The 15,945-nt window shown below is 62.1% G+C and carries 13 protein-coding genes; 7 read left to right on the forward strand and 6 right to left on the reverse strand.

Features of this window, described 5'->3' with window-relative positions:
- The 4 genes from KF712_14680 (at position 1) to KF712_14695 (ending at position 6,735) form a co-directional block, all read left to right on the forward strand.
- The gene (locus KF712_14680) at positions 1–2,091 is read left to right on the forward strand and encodes an elongation factor G (GenBank protein ID MBX3742235.1); all 2,091 of its coding nucleotides are present in this window, start codon (positions 1–3) and stop codon (positions 2,089–2,091) included.
- 172 nt (positions 2,092–2,263) lie between these two features.
- Positions 2,264–3,244, forward strand: a complete 981-nt coding sequence (locus KF712_14685) for a ketoacyl-ACP synthase III (protein ID MBX3742236.1) — start codon at positions 2,264–2,266, stop codon at positions 3,242–3,244.
- Between the two features lie 116 nt (positions 3,245–3,360).
- Positions 3,361–4,836 (forward strand): hypothetical protein, encoded by a 1,476-nt coding sequence (locus KF712_14690; GenBank protein MBX3742237.1) that lies wholly within the window; start codon positions 3,361–3,363, stop codon positions 4,834–4,836.
- 57 nt (positions 4,837–4,893) lie between these two features.
- The gene (locus tag KF712_14695) at positions 4,894–6,735 is read left to right on the forward strand and encodes a POT family MFS transporter (GenBank protein ID MBX3742238.1); all 1,842 of its coding nucleotides are present in this window, start codon (positions 4,894–4,896) and stop codon (positions 6,733–6,735) included.
- 57 nt (positions 6,736–6,792) lie between these two features.
- On the opposite strand, the gene KF712_14700 is transcribed toward KF712_14695, so the two are convergent.
- Complete coding sequence (locus KF712_14700) at positions 6,793–7,392, reverse strand: hypothetical protein (protein MBX3742239.1); 600 nt, start codon at positions 7,390–7,392, stop codon at positions 6,793–6,795.
- Between the two features lie 380 nt (positions 7,393–7,772).
- Positions 7,773–8,873 (reverse strand): aminopeptidase, encoded by a 1,101-nt coding sequence (locus tag KF712_14705; GenBank protein ID MBX3742240.1) that lies wholly within the window; start codon positions 8,871–8,873, stop codon positions 7,773–7,775.
- 97 nt (positions 8,874–8,970) lie between these two features.
- Here KF712_14705 and KF712_14710 point away from each other — a divergent pair, with 97 nt between their 5' ends.
- Together KF712_14710 and KF712_14715 are read left to right on the forward strand one after the other, a co-directional pair.
- Positions 8,971–9,549 (forward strand): phosphoribosylglycinamide formyltransferase, encoded by a 579-nt coding sequence (locus KF712_14710; protein ID MBX3742241.1) that lies wholly within the window; start codon positions 8,971–8,973, stop codon positions 9,547–9,549.
- A 15-nt stretch (positions 9,550–9,564) separates the two neighbouring features.
- Positions 9,565–11,277 (forward strand): penicillin-binding protein, encoded by a 1,713-nt coding sequence (locus KF712_14715; protein ID MBX3742242.1) that lies wholly within the window; start codon positions 9,565–9,567, stop codon positions 11,275–11,277.
- A gap of 51 nt (positions 11,278–11,328) precedes the next feature.
- Here the strand turns inward: KF712_14715 and KF712_14720 are convergent, their stop codons facing one another.
- Positions 11,329–12,288 (reverse strand): right-handed parallel beta-helix repeat-containing protein, encoded by a 960-nt coding sequence (locus KF712_14720; GenBank protein MBX3742243.1) that lies wholly within the window; start codon positions 12,286–12,288, stop codon positions 11,329–11,331.
- A 426-nt stretch (positions 12,289–12,714) separates the two neighbouring features.
- Between KF712_14720 and KF712_14725 the strand changes: the two genes are divergently transcribed.
- Positions 12,715–13,149: a hypothetical protein gene (locus tag KF712_14725; GenBank protein MBX3742244.1), complete on the forward strand. Its 435-nt coding sequence runs from the start codon at positions 12,715–12,717 to the stop codon at positions 13,147–13,149.
- 6 nt (positions 13,150–13,155) lie between these two features.
- On the opposite strand, the gene KF712_14730 is transcribed toward KF712_14725, so the two are convergent.
- The 3 genes from KF712_14730 to KF712_14740 form a co-directional block, all read right to left on the reverse strand.
- Entirely contained in the window at positions 13,156–14,112 is a 957-nt protein-coding gene (locus tag KF712_14730; GenBank protein ID MBX3742245.1) for a hypothetical protein, read from the reverse strand.
- Positions 14,113–14,220: 108 nt separating this feature from the next.
- Complete coding sequence (locus KF712_14735) at positions 14,221–15,159, reverse strand: ThuA domain-containing protein (GenBank protein MBX3742246.1); 939 nt, start codon at positions 15,157–15,159, stop codon at positions 14,221–14,223.
- Positions 15,160–15,283: 124 nt separating this feature from the next.
- Entirely contained in the window at positions 15,284–15,862 is a 579-nt protein-coding gene (locus KF712_14740) for a type II secretion system protein (protein MBX3742247.1), read from the reverse strand.
- Between the last annotated feature and the right edge of the window lie 83 nt (positions 15,863–15,945).

A 15,945-nucleotide genomic window follows, 5' to 3' on the forward strand; every position in this document is an offset into this window, starting at 1 on the left:
ATGAAGGACCTCTCCAAATACCGCAACATCGGCATTTTCGCCCACGTGGACGCGGGCAAAACCACCACCACTGAACGGATTCTGAAGCTCACCGGCAAGATCCACAAGATCGGTGAGGTGCACGACGGTGCTTCCACGATGGACTTCATGGAGCAGGAAGCCGAGCGGGGCATCACCATCCAGTCCGCCGCGACCACCTGTTTCTGGAACGGCCACCAGTTCAACGTCATCGACACCCCCGGCCACGTTGACTTCACCATCGAAGTCTATCGCTCCCTGAAGGTTCTGGACGGCGGCATCGGTGTGTTCTGCGGTTCGGGTGGCGTTGAGCCACAGTCCGAAACCAACTGGCGCTACGCGAACGACTCGAAGGTTTCCCGCGTCATCTACGTCAACAAGCTCGACCGGATCGGCGCTGATTTCTACCGCGTCATCGGCCAGGTGAAGCGCATCCTGGGTGCCACCCCGCTCGTCATGGTCCTGCCGATCGGCACCGAGTCCGACTTCGTCGGCGTCGTGGACCTGCTCACCCGCAAGGCCCACATCTGGGACGATTCCGGTCTGCCGGAGAACTTCAAGATCGAAGACGTACCCGCCGACATGGTGGATAAGGTCGAGGAGTACCGCGCCGCCCTCATCGAAACCGCCGTCGAGCAGGACGATGAAGTCATGGAAGCCTACCTCGAAGGCACCGAGCCGGACATCGACACCATCAAGCGCTGTATCCGCAAGGGCACCATCGACCTCGCGTTCTTCCCGACCTACTGCGGTTCCTCCTTCAAGAACAAGGGCCTGCAGCTCGTCCTCAACGCCGTCGTGGACTACCTCCCATCCCCGGTCGAAGTGAAGCCTCTCCCGGAAGTGGACGCCGAAGGCAACGAAACCGGCGAATTCGCCGTTTCCGATCCTGCCAAGCCGCTCCGCGCGCTGGCGTTCAAGATCATGGACGACAAGTTCGGTGCCCTGACCTTCACCCGGATCTACTCCGGCACCATCAAGAAGGGTGACACCATCCTCAACTCCTTCACCGGCAAGACCGAGCGCGTCAGCCGGATGGTGGAGATGCACGCGGATGACCGCAACGAAATCGAATCCGCCCAAGCGGGTGACATCGTCGCCATCGTCGGCCTCAAGAACGTGCAGACCGGTCACACCCTGTGCGACGAGAAGAACCCGGCCACCCTGGAGCCGATGGTGTTCCCTGAGCCCGTCATCTCCATCGCCGTTGCTCCGAAGGACAAGGCGAACGCCGAGAAGCTTGCGACCGCCATCGGCAAGATGGTCGCCGAGGATCCATCCTTCCGCGTCGAAACCGACGAGGAAACCAACGAGATGATCCTCAAGGGCATGGGCGAGCTCCACCTCGACATCAAGATCGACATCCTCAAGCGGACCCACAAGGTCGAGGTTGCCGTGGGCGCTCCACAGGTCGCCTACCGCGAAACCATCACCAAGCCGGTCAACGACAGCTACACCCACAAGAAGCAGTCCGGTGGTTCCGGCCAGTTCGCGAAGATCGACTACACCATCGAGCCCGGCGAGCCAGGCACCGGCTTCATCTTCGAATCGAAGGTGGTCGGCGGCAGCATTCCGAAGGAGTTCATCCCGGCCGTCGAAAAAGGCTTCAAGACCTCCGTGGACAAGGGGCCGCTCGCCGGCTACCCATGCTTGGACTTCAAGGTCATCCTCAACGAAGGTGGCTTCCACGCGGTTGACTCCAGCAACATCGCGTTCGAAATCGCCGCGAAGGCCGCCTACCGCCAGACCATGCCGAAGGCCGGTCCGCAGATCCTCGAGCCGATGATGAAGCTCGACGTCTTCACCCCCGAAGAAAAAGTGGGTGACGTGATCGGCGACCTCAACCGCCGCCGCGGCATGATCCAGGGCCAGGAGCCGACCCCGGGTGGTGTCCGCATCAAGGCAGAGGCCCCGCTGTCCGCCATGTTCGGCTACATCGGTGACCTCCGCACCATGACCTCCGGCCGTGGCCAGTTCTCCATGGAGTTCAGCCACTACGCACCTTGCCCGAAAAACGTCTCCGACGACGTTATCGCCAAGGCCAAAGCCCGCGAAGAGGCCCTGCGCAAGTAATCACGGAGCACGGACTTCCGTCCGTCTTCCCCTTCCCAAAGCCCCGGTGGCCGCAAGGTCCCCGGGGTTTTCATTTCCCCCCCGCGCAAAGGCTCCGCCGCCCCCATTTCGCGCTTGTGAGCCCGCGCGGCGGATTCCACTCTCCCGCCACATGAGTGAAGCGTCGTCCGCCATCGAAGTCTGCATCGCCGGCACCGGCAGTTACGTCCCGGAGAAGGTCCTGACCAACGATGAGCTTTCGAAGATCGTCGATACCACGGATGAGTGGATCTTTTCCCGCACCGGCATCAAGGAGCGCCGGATCGCCGCGGAGGGTGAGTTCACCTCCCATATGGCCACGAAGGCCGCGGAGCGCGCCCTGGAGCAAGCCGGCCTGGCCGCCTCCGAGATCGAGCTGATCATCGTCGCCACCATCACCCCTGACACCTTCACCCCGGCAACCGCCTGCTACGTGCAGCAGAATCTGGGTGCCCATCGCGCGGTGGCCTTTGACATTTCGGCCGCCTGTTCCGGCTTCCTCTACGCGATGAAGCTTTCCAAGCGGCTGATCTCGGATGGTGCGTTCAAGAACGCCCTCATCATCGGCGCGGAAAAGCTCTCCGCCTTCGTGAACTGGGAGGACCGCGCGACCTGCGTGCTTTTCGGTGACGGCGCGGGTGCCGCGGTTCTCCGCCGCGCGGAGCCGGGCGAAGGCTCCATCATCGCCACGGAGATGGGCACGGACGGAAACCTCACCCACCTGCTCAACATCCCCGGCGGTGGTTCCGCCTGCCCCATCACCCCGGCGAATGCGGGCCTCCACCTCGCCACGCTGGCAATGCAGGGGAAGGAAGTCTTCAAGCACGCGGTCAACCGCATGAAGGAGGCCGCGGAAAAAGTCATCGAGCGCGCCGGCCTCCAGTCGGAGGACATCGCGTGTGTCATCCCGCACCAAGCGAACCTCCGCATCATCGACGCCATCGCGGACCGGCTCACGGTGCCGAACGAGCGCGTCTTCGTGAACCTCCACAAATACGGCAACACCTCCGCCGCCGCGGTGGCCATCGCTCTCGATGAGGCGAACCGCGAAGGGAAATTCAAGCGCGGGGAGCACATCGTGCTGGTGGTCTTCGGCGCGGGCCTGACCTGGGCCGCCGCCGCCGTCCGCTGGTAAAGGGTGCGGTCGATCCTCCGGACTTGTGCCGGAATGCCTGATGCGGATAAAAGCGGATTGCCCGCATGTCCCGTTCCCGCGCATTTCCGTCACCGATGCTTGCCTGGCTCACCGCCATGGCGCTCCTGTCTCACATGGCGGTCGCGGAGGACTCTCCGCCGACTTTGCTGGAGAAAACCAAGGCGCACCTGGATCTGGTGCTGAAGGAAGGCACGGACCGCTACGGCGCGACGACCACCCCGCTGTGGATGTCCAGCATCGACACCCGGACGGGCCGCTACCCGGAGGATGACACCCGGCATCCCGACTATCCCTCCAGGGTCTATCGCCTGATCGCCGCGCCGAAAGGCTCGAATCCCTATTGGGACCTGCCGCAAATGGCAGCAGCCGCGGATCTTTCCAAACGGACCGGAGATCCGTCCTACCGGAAGGGCACCGACGATTGCCTCGACTTCGTTTTTTCCCACCTGATCGACGGGCCGAGTGGTCTCATCCTTTGGGGAAACCATTACTATTACCACGCCTATCAGGACCAGATCCTGTTCTTCCTCGATGAGAAGAACGTGTCCCCCTACGGAACAAATCCCGCCGGAAACGAAGGCAAATACCATGAGGCCAGACCCGTGCCGATCCCTTGGGACCTGCTGTGGGAACGCAGCCCGGAAAAGACGGAGCGGTATATCCGCGCGATGCTCGACCGGCATCTCACGGCCCCCGCCACCGGCGAGTTCAACCGCCATGCCACGCCGAAGGGCCAGCAGCACGCGTTCATCGAGTCCGGCGGTCTCCTGGTCCATGCCGCGGCTTTCCTGTTCAGCAAGACCAAGGACCCCGCTCTGTTGGAACGGGCGGATCTTTTCATCCGCTACACCTTGGCCGCGGAGAATCCGGACACAGGACTGGTCAGCAACTGTCCGAATTCCCCCACCAAGCGGTGGGACCACTCGATCAGCACCACGGAGATCGGATTGTGGGCCGGCTCGCTCATCGCGGCCTCCGCCCATGTTCCCGCGGAAACGCGCGACGTCTGGTGGAGGCATGCGGACCGCGTGACCTCCGCGTGGCTGAAATACGCATGGAGCGGGAAGGACCGGAAATTCCACGGCAATCTCCGCATCACCGACGGCACCCCGGTCTCCGAACGGACCACCGTGTATCAGCCGGGGGCTTTCAGCGACCTGTGGGAGCCGCAGTTCCCCAACCACGACTACCCGATGGCGATGGCCGAAAGCTGCCTGCGGCTGCACAAGATCACCGGAAAGGAGATTTACCGCACCGCCTGCCAGCGGTGGATCACCGTCATCCGGGAGTCCCTTCCGGCCAGGGAGGGAAAAGGCGGCTATGCGGAGCACTACGGCCGCGTGATCCATTTCCTGCTCGGCTGCCACCGGGACTTCAAGGATCCGACATGCCTCGATCTCGCGAAGCAAGTGGCTGCGGAGGCGGACCGCTTTCTGTGGGCAGGCAAGGCGTTCCGCAGCCATCCGGTCGAGAACCGCTGCGACAGTGTGGACGGGATGGGCTACCTCCTGCTCGCGCTCGGCTGGCTGGAGTCCGGCAAGGAACCGGACTACCACGGGTTTTTCTTCTGACCCATCCGCCAACGACGGTCATGGACCGCTGCTCCGTTTTCCCCTAACCTGATGGCCATGGCGCACCGCAGCACCCCGCTGGAAACCGACAAGATGCCGCCGGGCATCCCCTACATCATCGGCAACGAAGCCGCCGAACGGTTTTCCTTCTACGGGATGCGGACGATTCTGGTCGTGTTCATGACGCAGTACCTGCAGTTCATGGACAATACGGGCGGCACCTCCATTTCCGGCACGGAGGCCGTCGGCTACTTCCACCAGTTCGCGGGGTGGGTGTATTTCACCCCGCTGATCGGCGCCCTGCTTTCCGACATCTTCCTCGGGAAGTACCGCACCATCCTTTTCCTGTCGCTGTTCTACTGCCTGGGCCACGGCGCGCTGGCGTGCATGGGGCTGGTGGGGGAGTCGAAGTGGTGGCTCATCACCGGACTGTCCCTCATCTGCATCGGCGCGGGCGGCATCAAGCCCTGCGTCTCCGCGCATGTGGGCGACCAGTTCGGAAAGCTGAACCAGCACCTGATCACGCGCATCTACAACTGGTTCTACTTTTCCATCAACTTCGGCGCGATCTTCTCCACGCTGCTCACTCCATGGCTGCTGGAGCACTACGGCCCGCACTGGGCGTTCGGCGTGCCCGGCGTCCTGATGGCCATCGCCACGTTCATGTTCTGGCTGGGGCGGCACCGTTTCGTCCACATCCCGGCGTCCGGCTGGGGATTCTTCCGTGAGGCGTTTTCCTGGGAGGGATTCGCCGCGCTGGCGAAGCTCGTCCCACTGTTCGCGTTCATCGCCGTCTTCTGGTCGCTCTACGACCAGACCGGTTCCTCCTGGGTCCTGCAGGCGAAGCAGATGGACCTGAACTTCCTCGGCATCACCTGGCTGGAATCCCAGATCCAGGCGGTGAATCCCATCCTGATCCTCATCTTCATCCCGCTGTTCACGCTGGTGCTCTATCCGGCGATCAACCGGGTTTTCCGGCTCACGCCGCTCAGGAAGATCGGCATTGGCCTTTCGCTGCTGGTGGCGACGTATGTGCTCACCACCGTGGTGCAGTCGTGGATCGATGCTGGCCAGCGGCCCTCCATCGGCTGGCAGATGCTTTCCTTCATCCTCATCACCGCTGCGGAGGTGATGGTGGCCATCGTGGGACTGGAGTTCGCCTACACCCAGGCGCCTCGGGCGATGAAGTCCTGGGTGATGTCGCTTTTCTGGCTGGCGGTGTGGCTGGGGAACTATTTCACCGCGGAAGTGAACCGTTTCATCTCCACACCATCGGCGGCGCAGACGCAATTTTCCCAAGCGATCTCCAGGCTTCCGGAGGACTGGAAAGAATCTCCGAGGAACATCGTGCTGCCGGGATATGACGGCATCACCGGCACCATGGACGATTTTGTCGCCCGCTGCCGTCAGGGCCGGCTGGACTCTTTTGAGATCCCGGGCCGCGACCTGTATTTCTCCGCCGCGGAGAGGATCGAGCAGGTTTCCGCGGAGAAATTCCCCAGCAAGGACGATGGCAACCTGCTGCTGCAGGGGATGAAGGATCCGTGGGGGCATGCCATGCGTTACGAGGTGATCGACTCCTCACACATCCGTATCTCCAGCAAGGGCCCCGGGGAAAAGGAGAAGTCAGAATGGAGTCTGGGTGTGGTCATTGAGAAAACGGAAGGAGAAGCGGTGGCTCCGAAAAATACATGGCTGGCCCGGAGGAAAGCGGAGTTGGGGATCCGGGAAAAGGCATCGCCGGGGGGCTTCAAGCGGACGGAGTTCTCCGGTGGGGAGAGCAAGCTGGAAGGCGCGGCCTACTTCCGCTTCTTCACGTGGCTGATCCTCGGGACGCTGGTTGTTTATCTGCCGTTCTCGCTGATCTACCGCCCGAAGACGTATCTGCATGAGTCGTAAGATCCGCCCTTCCCTTCGTTCGCCAATGCCGTCGATGGACAGGAGTGTCCATCCTCCTTACTCCGGCCACACCAGCGTGGGCGGCTTGCCGTCCCAGATAGGGTTGGTGGGGTCAAGAAGACGCTTGCCGCGGATCAGGACGTGTCCGGCACTGTCCACTTTCAGTTCGATCGCGCTGCCATCAACACACAGAGCGACCGCTTTTCCATCGGCGCGGCGGGTGTCCACCTTGTCGGTTCCGGGGATCAGGGGGCCGATGAGCAACGGCATGTCCGTTGGAATCAATGAACTGAGGCCCGGGATGTAGGCGAAACCGCACTCGCCCTTTTCCAGAGCGCGGGTGCCGTGAAAGTCGCCATCGGGTCTCTTCAGACGCTTTCCCGGAACGTGGAAGAGTTCTTCCACTCTGGGAGTGGGAAAAAAGCCCGCTTCCGCTGCGAGCAACTGCCTCAGGTAATCATTCGATGTTCTGGTGCCGAGGGGTATGGTGGTTCCCGTCCGTGCCTGTACTTCTGGTATCGTCGTCGCGTCCGGGTATTTGCCGTAGTCCTTCTCGAACTCCATCAGGAGAAGACCGATCTGCTTGGAGTTTCCCAAGGTTTCGACGAAATTCCCCAACTTCTTTGACCGGAGCGTCAACGGAGCTACGGCGATCAAACCCAGAAGTATGATACTCAAGAACACACCCACCCACACAATGGCATGGAAACGCTTCCGCGAACGGACCGCGTGTTCCGATGGCGGAGGCGCCGGTGCGCCGGGTGAAGGCTGGGTTTCCATAGGCGTTCCATTCATCCGGCGGATGGAGAACGGGAGATGATCCCATGGAGATAGCTGTTTCCATCGGGACACTCCATCCCTTTCGGGGGATTCACGGAAATTTCACGCGGGGGTTTTTTGTTCGCCCATACAGGGGACGCTCGTCCCCGTCCGTAATGTTCATCTGAGGAACAAATCCGCTCCTTGCACGTTCGCCAATGCCGCCGATGGACAAGAGTGTCCATCCTCCTTACTGGAGCAATCGGAGCGGCAAAGTGCTACCCGTTCAGCTTTGCGAGCGACTTCGGCAGGAAGACGCCGTCCTTGCGGATGAGCTTGCCGTCGAACCAGACCTCGCCGCCGCCGTAGTCCTTGCGCTGGATGTTCACCATGTCCCAGTGGACCTGGGAACGGTTGCCGTTGTCGGCGATTTCATACGCCTGACCCGGGGTGAAGTGGAAGGAACCTGCGATCTTCTCGTCGAACAGGATGTCCCTCATCGGCTCACGGATGACCGGGTGGAAGCCGAGGGCGAATTCGCCGATGAAGCGGGCACCCTCATCGCTGTCGAGGATCTTGTTGAGCGCCTTGGTCTTCCCGCCGGCTTCGGCCTTCACGATCTTGCCCTTGGAGAACTCCAGGCGGATGGTGTCGAAGCCGATGCCTTGGTAAATCGTCGGCGCGTTGTAGGTGATGTGGCCTTCCACGGAATCGCGCACGGGGGCGGTGAACACCTCGCCGTCCGGGATGTTGAAATTTCCTCCGCAGATGACCGCGGGGATGCCCTTGATCGAGAAACGCAGGTCGGTGCCCGGTCCCTTGAGGTGGACCTGGTCCGTTGATTCCATGAGCTTTTTCAGCGCGTTCATCGCCGGGACGAGCGCCTTGTAGTCGAGCAGGCAGACCTTGAAATAGAAGTCCTCGAACGCCTCGGTGCTCATGTTCGCCTGCTGCGCCATGGATGGGCTGGGCCAGCGGAGCACACACCAGCGGGTCTTCTTCACCCGGTGGTCGAGAACAGGACGCATGTGCTTCATCGCGAGCTGCATCTTCTCCGCGGGCACATCCGAGGTTTCCGCGATGTTGTAGCCGCCCCGCACGGCGATGTAGGCGTCCATGTCCTTCATCTCCGCCAGCAGGTGCTTGGCGACGACGGAATACTGCGCGTCCTCCGCGCCCTTCAGCATCTCCCGGCTGAGGCGGGACTGGTGGATGCGGATGAATGGCAGCGCCCCCTTCGCCCGGGCCTCGCGGATCAGCGCCAGCCCGATGGAGTCCGGCACATCGTAGAGATCGATGAGGACTTTCTCGCCTTTTTTCAGGGCGGTGGAGTAGCGGACCAACTGCTTTGCGAGGGCGTCAATGCGGGCGTCGTGCATGCCCTGGAAGTTAGATGGCCCACCGCGCTTGTCCAAGCGGCAATGCCGGGAAAAACAATAAACTTGGCTTCCCTCCCCCAGCTCCTACACCAAGCGCATGGTCCTCGGCATTCTCGGTTCCGGCTCCGGCTCTAACATGCAGGCGATCCTCGATGCGATCGCAGCGGGCACGCTCGACGCCCGCATCGCCCTGGTGCTGTCCGACAATCCGGACGCCTACATTCTGGAGCGCGCGGCCAAGAACGGCATTCCGTCCGGCGTGATCGACTGCCGGGGGTTCAAGACAAAGTTCCCCGATGAAGCGCAGGCGGAGACCGCCGCCCGGCTGAAGGAAGCCGGGGTGGAGCTGGTCTGCCTGGCGGGATTCATGCGGCTGGTGAAGCGTCCGCTGCTGGACACCTTCCCGGAGCGCATCCTCAACATCCACCCGTCCCTCCTGCCTGCCTTCCCCGGCATCGCGGCGTGGAAGCAGGCGGTGGACGCCGGGGTTTCCGAAACGGGTTGCACGGTCCACTACGTGGACGACGGTATGGACACCGGCCCCGTCATCCTCCAGGAGAGGATCCCCGTCCACCCGGAAGACACGGACAAGACGCTCCACGCCCGCATCCAGGTGGTGGAGCACCGGCTTTATCCGGAAGCGATCCGGCGGGTGGCGCAAACCTCCTCGCGGTAAAAGCTGTCCCTGAAGATGTCCACCTGGCGTCCCATTTCCCGACCCTCCTGGTGGCAGCGCTTGTTGCCCGGGTGGATGCACACGCCCGTGCGGTGGCTGTTCTGGCTGGGAGTGGCCGGCCTGGTGGCGTTCGGCGGGTTCGTGTTCTTCTACTTCATCCTGGCGATGAAGTTCGACCTGAAGGAAGTCGCCGGGCTGCCGGAGGCGAACCATTTCTACGACAAGAACGGCATCGAGATCGATGCACCGATCAGCGGCGGGCAAAAGCTGGCCAAGCGGGAGGACATTCCGGATTTCCTGGTGAAGGCGCTGCAGGCGCGGGAGGACGCCCGGTTTTTCGACCATGTCGGTGTGGATTTCCGCGGCCTCGCCCGGGCGACGGTCCGCAACCTGAAGGACGGCGACTTCACCCAGGGAGCGTCCACACTCTCGATGCAGCTCGCCCGGAACACGTATGAGATCCGGGCGAAGTCGATGCACCGGAAGTTCCTGGAAATCGCCCTCACGCTCCGCATCGAGGCCCGCTACGAGAAGGACGAAATCCTGACCCACTACCTGAACCGGATCTACTTCGGCTCCGGAGCGCAGGGCATCGAGCAGGCGGCGCTGACCTATTTCGGCAAACCGGTCCGCGAGTTGGATGAAAACCAGTGCGCGATGGTGGTGGGGATCATCCGCGGCCCCCATGTGTTCTCCCCACTGAGAAACCCGCAGGGGGCGCTCGAACAACGGGACCAGACGCTCAACCGGATGGTGGCCATGGGCTTCATCACGGACGGGAAGCGGCGGAAACTGGAGGCGACGCCGATCAAGCTCGCCAGTGAAAACGAGGACCGCGCCCAGCGTTCCTACGCCTTCCAGGCCATCCGCCGGGAACTGGAGAAGATCCTGGAGACCCACGACATCCGCTCCGACGGCCTCTATGTCCACACCACCCTCGACCTGGGTTGGCAGCAGCGGCTGGAAATCGAGCTTTCAAAAGCCGTCGCCGACTTGGAGAACGAGAAGGGCTGGCGCTATGGCACCTACTCCAACCACCAAAGCGGGACGGAGCCGAAATACATCCAATACGCCGCGATCACGACGGAAACCAAGAGCGGCGGAATCCTCGCGCTCATCGGGGGACGGGATTTCGCCCACTCCCGCTTTGACCGGACACGCTCCCGGCGGGATCTGGGGTCCGCGTTCGAACCATTCATCGCCGCGGCCGCCGCGGAACGCGGCAAGCTGGTGCTGCCGGGCAGGCCGGTGCTGACCGGCCGCCAGATCGGCCCTGCGGAAGTCGAGCGGCTGGCGAAGCGGTGCGGCCTGTCCGGCCCGTTCCTGGACACGGAGGATCTTTTCCGCGGCTCCGTCGCCGCCACCCCGCTGGAAATGTCCATCGGGCTTTCCACCCTCGGGAATGCGGGCAAGCGGCCGGATCCCTTCATGATCCGGGAGATCCGGGATTCATCGAAAAAAGTCATCTACAAGGCGCAGCCGCGGCTCACTCCCGCCCTCAGCAGCCAGGCCGCGGCGGAAGCGACCACCGTCCTCTCCAACCGCGCGGGCACCCGCACTTTCACCGGTGCCACCGGCTCCGAACGGGATGCCTGGACCCTCCGCCTCGGGCCGAAGGGTTCCACCGCCATCTGGATCGGCTTTGACCAACCCGCGGCGATCGCCCGGGACGCGCGGGTGAAGTCACTCCTGGATGAGTTCGTGCGGCGGCTGGGAAACAGTGAGTGAAGCAAGGCCAAGCCTACTTTCCGGCTCGCGCTTCCTACCCCCATCCGGGGTTCAACGCAGCTTCAGCGTTGAACCGATACCGGTGGGTTCACTTTCGAGGAAGCCGGACAAGCGTACTTCACCCTTGCCGCTTTCGCCGCGGTCGCGGCCGTCGCGGATGGCCCCGAGATCGGCGGTGTCTCCCTTCTTCTGGAGCTGTGCGGTGGCTTGGGCACCCCACCAGTTGCCGGTGAAATCCCAAGCCTCCGGACTCTCATTGAAGACATCGAATTTTCCGTTCTGGAGGATCATCGAGTTGTGGGCCTCCGCCTTGCAGGTGTAGAGTTTGCACCAGAGTCCGCCTTCCTTGTTCTCGGTGATGCGGCTGCCGGTGATTTGCGGCGACGCGTAGTATTCACCGCGCAACCCCCAGCCCCCGTTACGGTGGACGGTGCATTGTTCGATGGTCACCTTCGAGCCGAAGAGCTGGATGCCGTCCTCTTTGTTTTCGGTGATCAGGCAATTCCGGAGGATGGGGTTCGAGGCCGAGCCGCTTTCACCGATCTTGATCCCGACGGTGTTTCCAAAGAGCGCGGCACTCTCAATGAGAGGCTTCGCGCCATTGACGTAGATTCCATTCTTCGCTCCGGAGATGCGGATGTGGCTGATCGTGGTCGATGGGGATTTGTTGATCCGCAGGCCCTGCCAAGAAGCCGCTCCCGTGACTTTGCCGGCGAACATGACCGGCGCGTCCTCCGTGCCACTGATGGTCAGATTTCCCTGCACCGTCAGACCTGAGTCGCGGGAAAATGCGATGAGAGTGCCAGCCTCGATATTGAGTTCATACCCCTCCGGCACAGAGTAATCCCCGGTGATGACATGAGGGGCTTTCGCCTTCTTCAATGTCATCACGCGTTCGGTCTGGGTACCCTTCAGTTCGAGCGGATCCGGCAGCGGTTCGGCGGCGGAAACGACAAGGCCGATGACGGAGGACGAGACGATGGCACAACGGGTGAACGAGGAAAATTTCATGAATGGAACACGTTCCCTAACAGAAGCATCCCGGGCCGCAAACAGAAAACACCCCCGTCCGCAGGGCCACTTCATTTCGGGAAGCTCCACCCGAAATCAGAAAAAATTACCACAATCGGAGCGCAGCGAAGATGGGCGAACCTGCTTCCGAAGATTGAGCCAGATTTCACTGATTTACTGATTCAGAATCGGGCAGTACGCCGAAAGGCGGTTCATTCTTCTCTCTTTCAAATCAGTAAATCAGTGAAATCAGTTGTGATCCCCCCTTTCCTCCAAGTAGCGCTCGAAATGAGGTGGCCTTGACCCCGGCCGCGAGGACCCGGAAAGCGGCCCCGGAACCCCACCCTCTTCATTCCCCTAGACCGCTGGAGGGACTGCTCCTTTCTCCTTGAAAGGTGGTCTCCGATGCGGCAGGTTTCCGACCCCATGCAGGCCGTTCAGTTCGAACAATCCGTCGCTGCCATCCTGAAACGGGACCGCCGTTTCGATCCGGGCGCCTACTTTTTCCTGAAGGACGCGCTGGATTTCACGCTGAAGCGCATCAGCGACGGGAATGGCGGCCAATGCCGCCACGTTTCGGGACCGGAGCTGCTACAGGGCTTCCGGGACCATGCACTCCAGCAGTATGGCCCGATGTCCGCGACGCTGATGAACGAGTGGGGTCTGCGGAAATGCCAGGACGTGGGGGACATGGTGTTCCACCTCATCGAGGAGCAGGTCTTCGGCAAACAGGAGTCCGACCGCCGGGAGGATTTTTCGGAGGTGTTCGACTTCCAGGAGGCGCTGACGCTGCCCTTCCTTCCCAAAAAGCGCCGCCAGCCGCAGAGGAAGCAGGCGCATGCCCAGCGGGCACTGGGTTGAGCGATTTCAAGTGGGCAGCGCGGGTGGCTGCGGAGTGTTCGCCACCGGCGGTTTCACCCACTTCGGTGCCTTCGGTGAGACGTCCAGCCTCCAGGCCACGAGTGCCATCCCCAGCAACGCGACGAACCCCGCGAAGCCGACGGTGACGGCCGTGACCATGCCGATCGCAAAGGGCATGCAGACCAGCAGTGCGATGACCATCCCGCTCGGTTTCACCTCATAGGCGAGAACCACCAGCCTGAGTCGGGACCGGGCGAGAGCCAGTCCGGCCGCAACGTAGCAGATGACGGCGGAAACCGCGGTGATGTGGTAGAGGATGCCGCAGCCCTTCGTCACCATCGCGGAGACGGCCAGAGGGATGCCGCAACCGGCGAACATGGAGATCAGGAACAGCAGGAGCATCGCCACCCGCCCGGCAATCGTTTTGAACGCCGATGCCCCGATCACCCCCGCGCATACCAGGGCCGCACCGCCGACCACCGTGGTGGAGCAGGCCAGTTCATACCACCACTCCACCTCCCCCAGTGCGTAGCGCACCACCACGAACGGCAGCAGCGAGACGAAAGTAAGGGTGGAGAGACCCCACAGTGTCAGGAATTTTCCGAGGACGATCTTCCACCGTCCCAGCTTGGTGAGCAGGAGGAGTTCATGATTCCCCTCCTCCAGTTCCTGCCCCATCAGGATGATCCCGCCCAGCGGCATCACCACCACGCAGACCGCGCCCACGATGGCCCAGAACGGCCCGGAACTGCCCAGGAGGAGGACGTTGAGCATCCCGACGCTTTCTTCGTCGATCTTATACACCTCCCCGCGCTGGAACTCGAAAACGGTGGCCAGCACGGCGAGGATCTGGATCACCAGGAACGGAACGACGAAGCTACCCCGCCGCATGTTCTGCCGCAGTTCCTTCGTCGTCATCGGCCCGAGCAACTCGGGCAGATCGTTTTTCCAGACCGTCTGCAATCAGGCGGGATGCTAGATGGATTCCCCGCGGGCCGCCGAGAGGAAACCCGCGGGAAAGCGAAGAATTTCTCCGGAGCCGGATCCGACAGGCCGGATCCGGCGGAACACTCACTTCTTGTCGAGATTGGCCGCCATTTCCTCTTCGGTCGGCGTCTTGTTCGGCACGCCGTCCTCAGGGACCGGCACTCCGGCGATCCAGGCGATGGAGTTCAGGACCACCTTGCGCTGGTCATCCTGCGCCCAGTTTTTGTGGAAGTGGCCGCCGGTGAAACCGAAGGCCCTGCCGCCACCCAGCGTCGCCGGGCGTTCGTAGGCCCACATCACGTGCTGTGGCTCCTTGCGCTCCAGCACGGATGCACGGACATGCGGGTTGCCGGAGTGGCGGCCATCCGGGCGGCTGAGGGTCTCCGCGGACGGGAGATCGGAGAGGATGGGGGTGACACCTTCCATGTTCTTGCGGAAGCGCATGTGATAGTACCATTCATCGTGGATGCTGAAGTCCTTCACGCCCTTGGTGACCTCATGGGTTGGGATCTTGAATTTCGCGTCCCAGTGGGGATTCACCGACCAGTCGGTTTCGAAATAGCCACCGAGGACATCGAGGAACGTATCCCCGCCGTCGCCCTTCGGCACCTCCACGGCGTAGTGGATGCAGCCGACGCCGACTCCGGCCTCCGCCATTTTCCGCAGGTCCGCGAGCTGCTGCATGGCCGGGTGTCCGCCGCCCCCGTCCGCGTAGATGACGACCGCCGCGACTCCTTCGAAGACGGACTTGTCGGTCGGCCAACCCTCGGTGACCACCACCGCCTCCACCGGCAGGCCGCTCCTGTTGATCTGGTCTGCCAGCAGCATGCAGCCGGCGCGGTGCTCATGCTCACCCGCCCTGTGGCTGGGCTTGCCCGCCACAAAGACGATCTTCTTCTTGGCTGAAGGTTTTTCCTGCGCCACCGCACGCTCCCCTCCGTTCATCATGAAAAGGATCAGCACCGTCAAGGCACAGGCGAAGGTCACGATGAGTGAACTGGATACTCGGAAACGTCGGTTCATGGATTTCGATTTGAGCAGAGTTACTACCAATGGAAACCGGAAAATCTTGCGGTGCCTCAATACGAAAAAACCCGCCCGGCGGAAATCGCAGGGCGGGTCCTTGGAATTTCACTCCGTGGAACGATCACCAGGTCTTCACGTCATCGGCGGTGCCGATCTTCTTGTCCTGACCGGCGCTATAGACGGCGCAGCGGCGGCCGTTGAGCGTGATCTGGGCTTTGCCGGGCTTGAATTCCAGGCGCTCGGCGTAGTCGGTGTCCAGAACGATGGAGTATGGGTTGCCCCATGGGTCGTACAAGCCGGTCACTTCCTTGCCGCTTCTACTGAAGACAATACCGGCCTTCTTCCCCTTGGCTTCCGGGACATCGAGATATTTCACTTTCCTGGTATTGATTTCGTCCTCCTGGCCGAGTAGGATGCCCAGGATCTTGAGTCCGTCACCGGATCCGGTCCCAAACGTGGTCCCCCCTTGGGTGGACGCTGTTCCGGTTGGAACCGGCATGGCTGAATAGTCCGCATAGAAGCTGTTCACCGCATGGACGATGTTCCGGGCGGCTGATTCGGCGACCGTTTTCCTCGCGGTGTTCTGGACTTTCATGCCCACGCCGAAGCCGGCGCTGGCCAGCACCGCGATGATCGCGATGACGACGAGAAGTTCGATCAGGGTGAAACCGCTTCGGCGGCGAATGGATTGGGTTTTCATAAATTCTGAAATTCAGGTTCGGAGCTTCACTCCACATCAAAATCCGTCATCCGGCAAGCCGCCGGAAGGACAAATCTCAACCC

The sequence above is a fragment of the Akkermansiaceae bacterium genome, assembly GCA_019634595.1.
In the GTDB taxonomy this organism is placed as follows: domain Bacteria; phylum Verrucomicrobiota; class Verrucomicrobiia; order Verrucomicrobiales; family Akkermansiaceae; genus Luteolibacter.

Coding starts and splice junctions, on each gene's coding strand:
- KF712_14680 (MBX3742235.1), top strand. CDS start 1: ATGAAGGACCTCTCCAAATACCGCAACATCGGCATTTTCGCCCACGTG.
- KF712_14690 (MBX3742237.1), top strand. CDS start 3,361: ATGGCGCTCCTGTCTCACATGGCGGTCGCGGAGGACTCTCCGCCGACT.
- KF712_14715 (MBX3742242.1), top strand. CDS start 9,565: ATGTCCACCTGGCGTCCCATTTCCCGACCCTCCTGGTGGCAGCGCTTG.
- KF712_14735 (MBX3742246.1), bottom strand. CDS start 15,159: ATGAACCGACGTTTCCGAGTATCCAGTTCACTCATCGTGACCTTCGCC.
- KF712_14705 (MBX3742240.1), bottom strand. CDS start 8,873: ATGCACGACGCCCGCATTGACGCCCTCGCAAAGCAGTTGGTCCGCTAC.
- KF712_14725 (MBX3742244.1), top strand. CDS start 12,715: ATGCAGGCCGTTCAGTTCGAACAATCCGTCGCTGCCATCCTGAAACGG.
- KF712_14720 (MBX3742243.1), bottom strand. CDS start 12,288: ATGAAATTTTCCTCGTTCACCCGTTGTGCCATCGTCTCGTCCTCCGTC.
- KF712_14740 (MBX3742247.1), bottom strand. CDS start 15,862: ATGAAAACCCAATCCATTCGCCGCCGAAGCGGTTTCACCCTGATCGAA.
- KF712_14710 (MBX3742241.1), top strand. CDS start 8,971: ATGGTCCTCGGCATTCTCGGTTCCGGCTCCGGCTCTAACATGCAGGCG.
- KF712_14695 (MBX3742238.1), top strand. CDS start 4,894: ATGGCGCACCGCAGCACCCCGCTGGAAACCGACAAGATGCCGCCGGGC.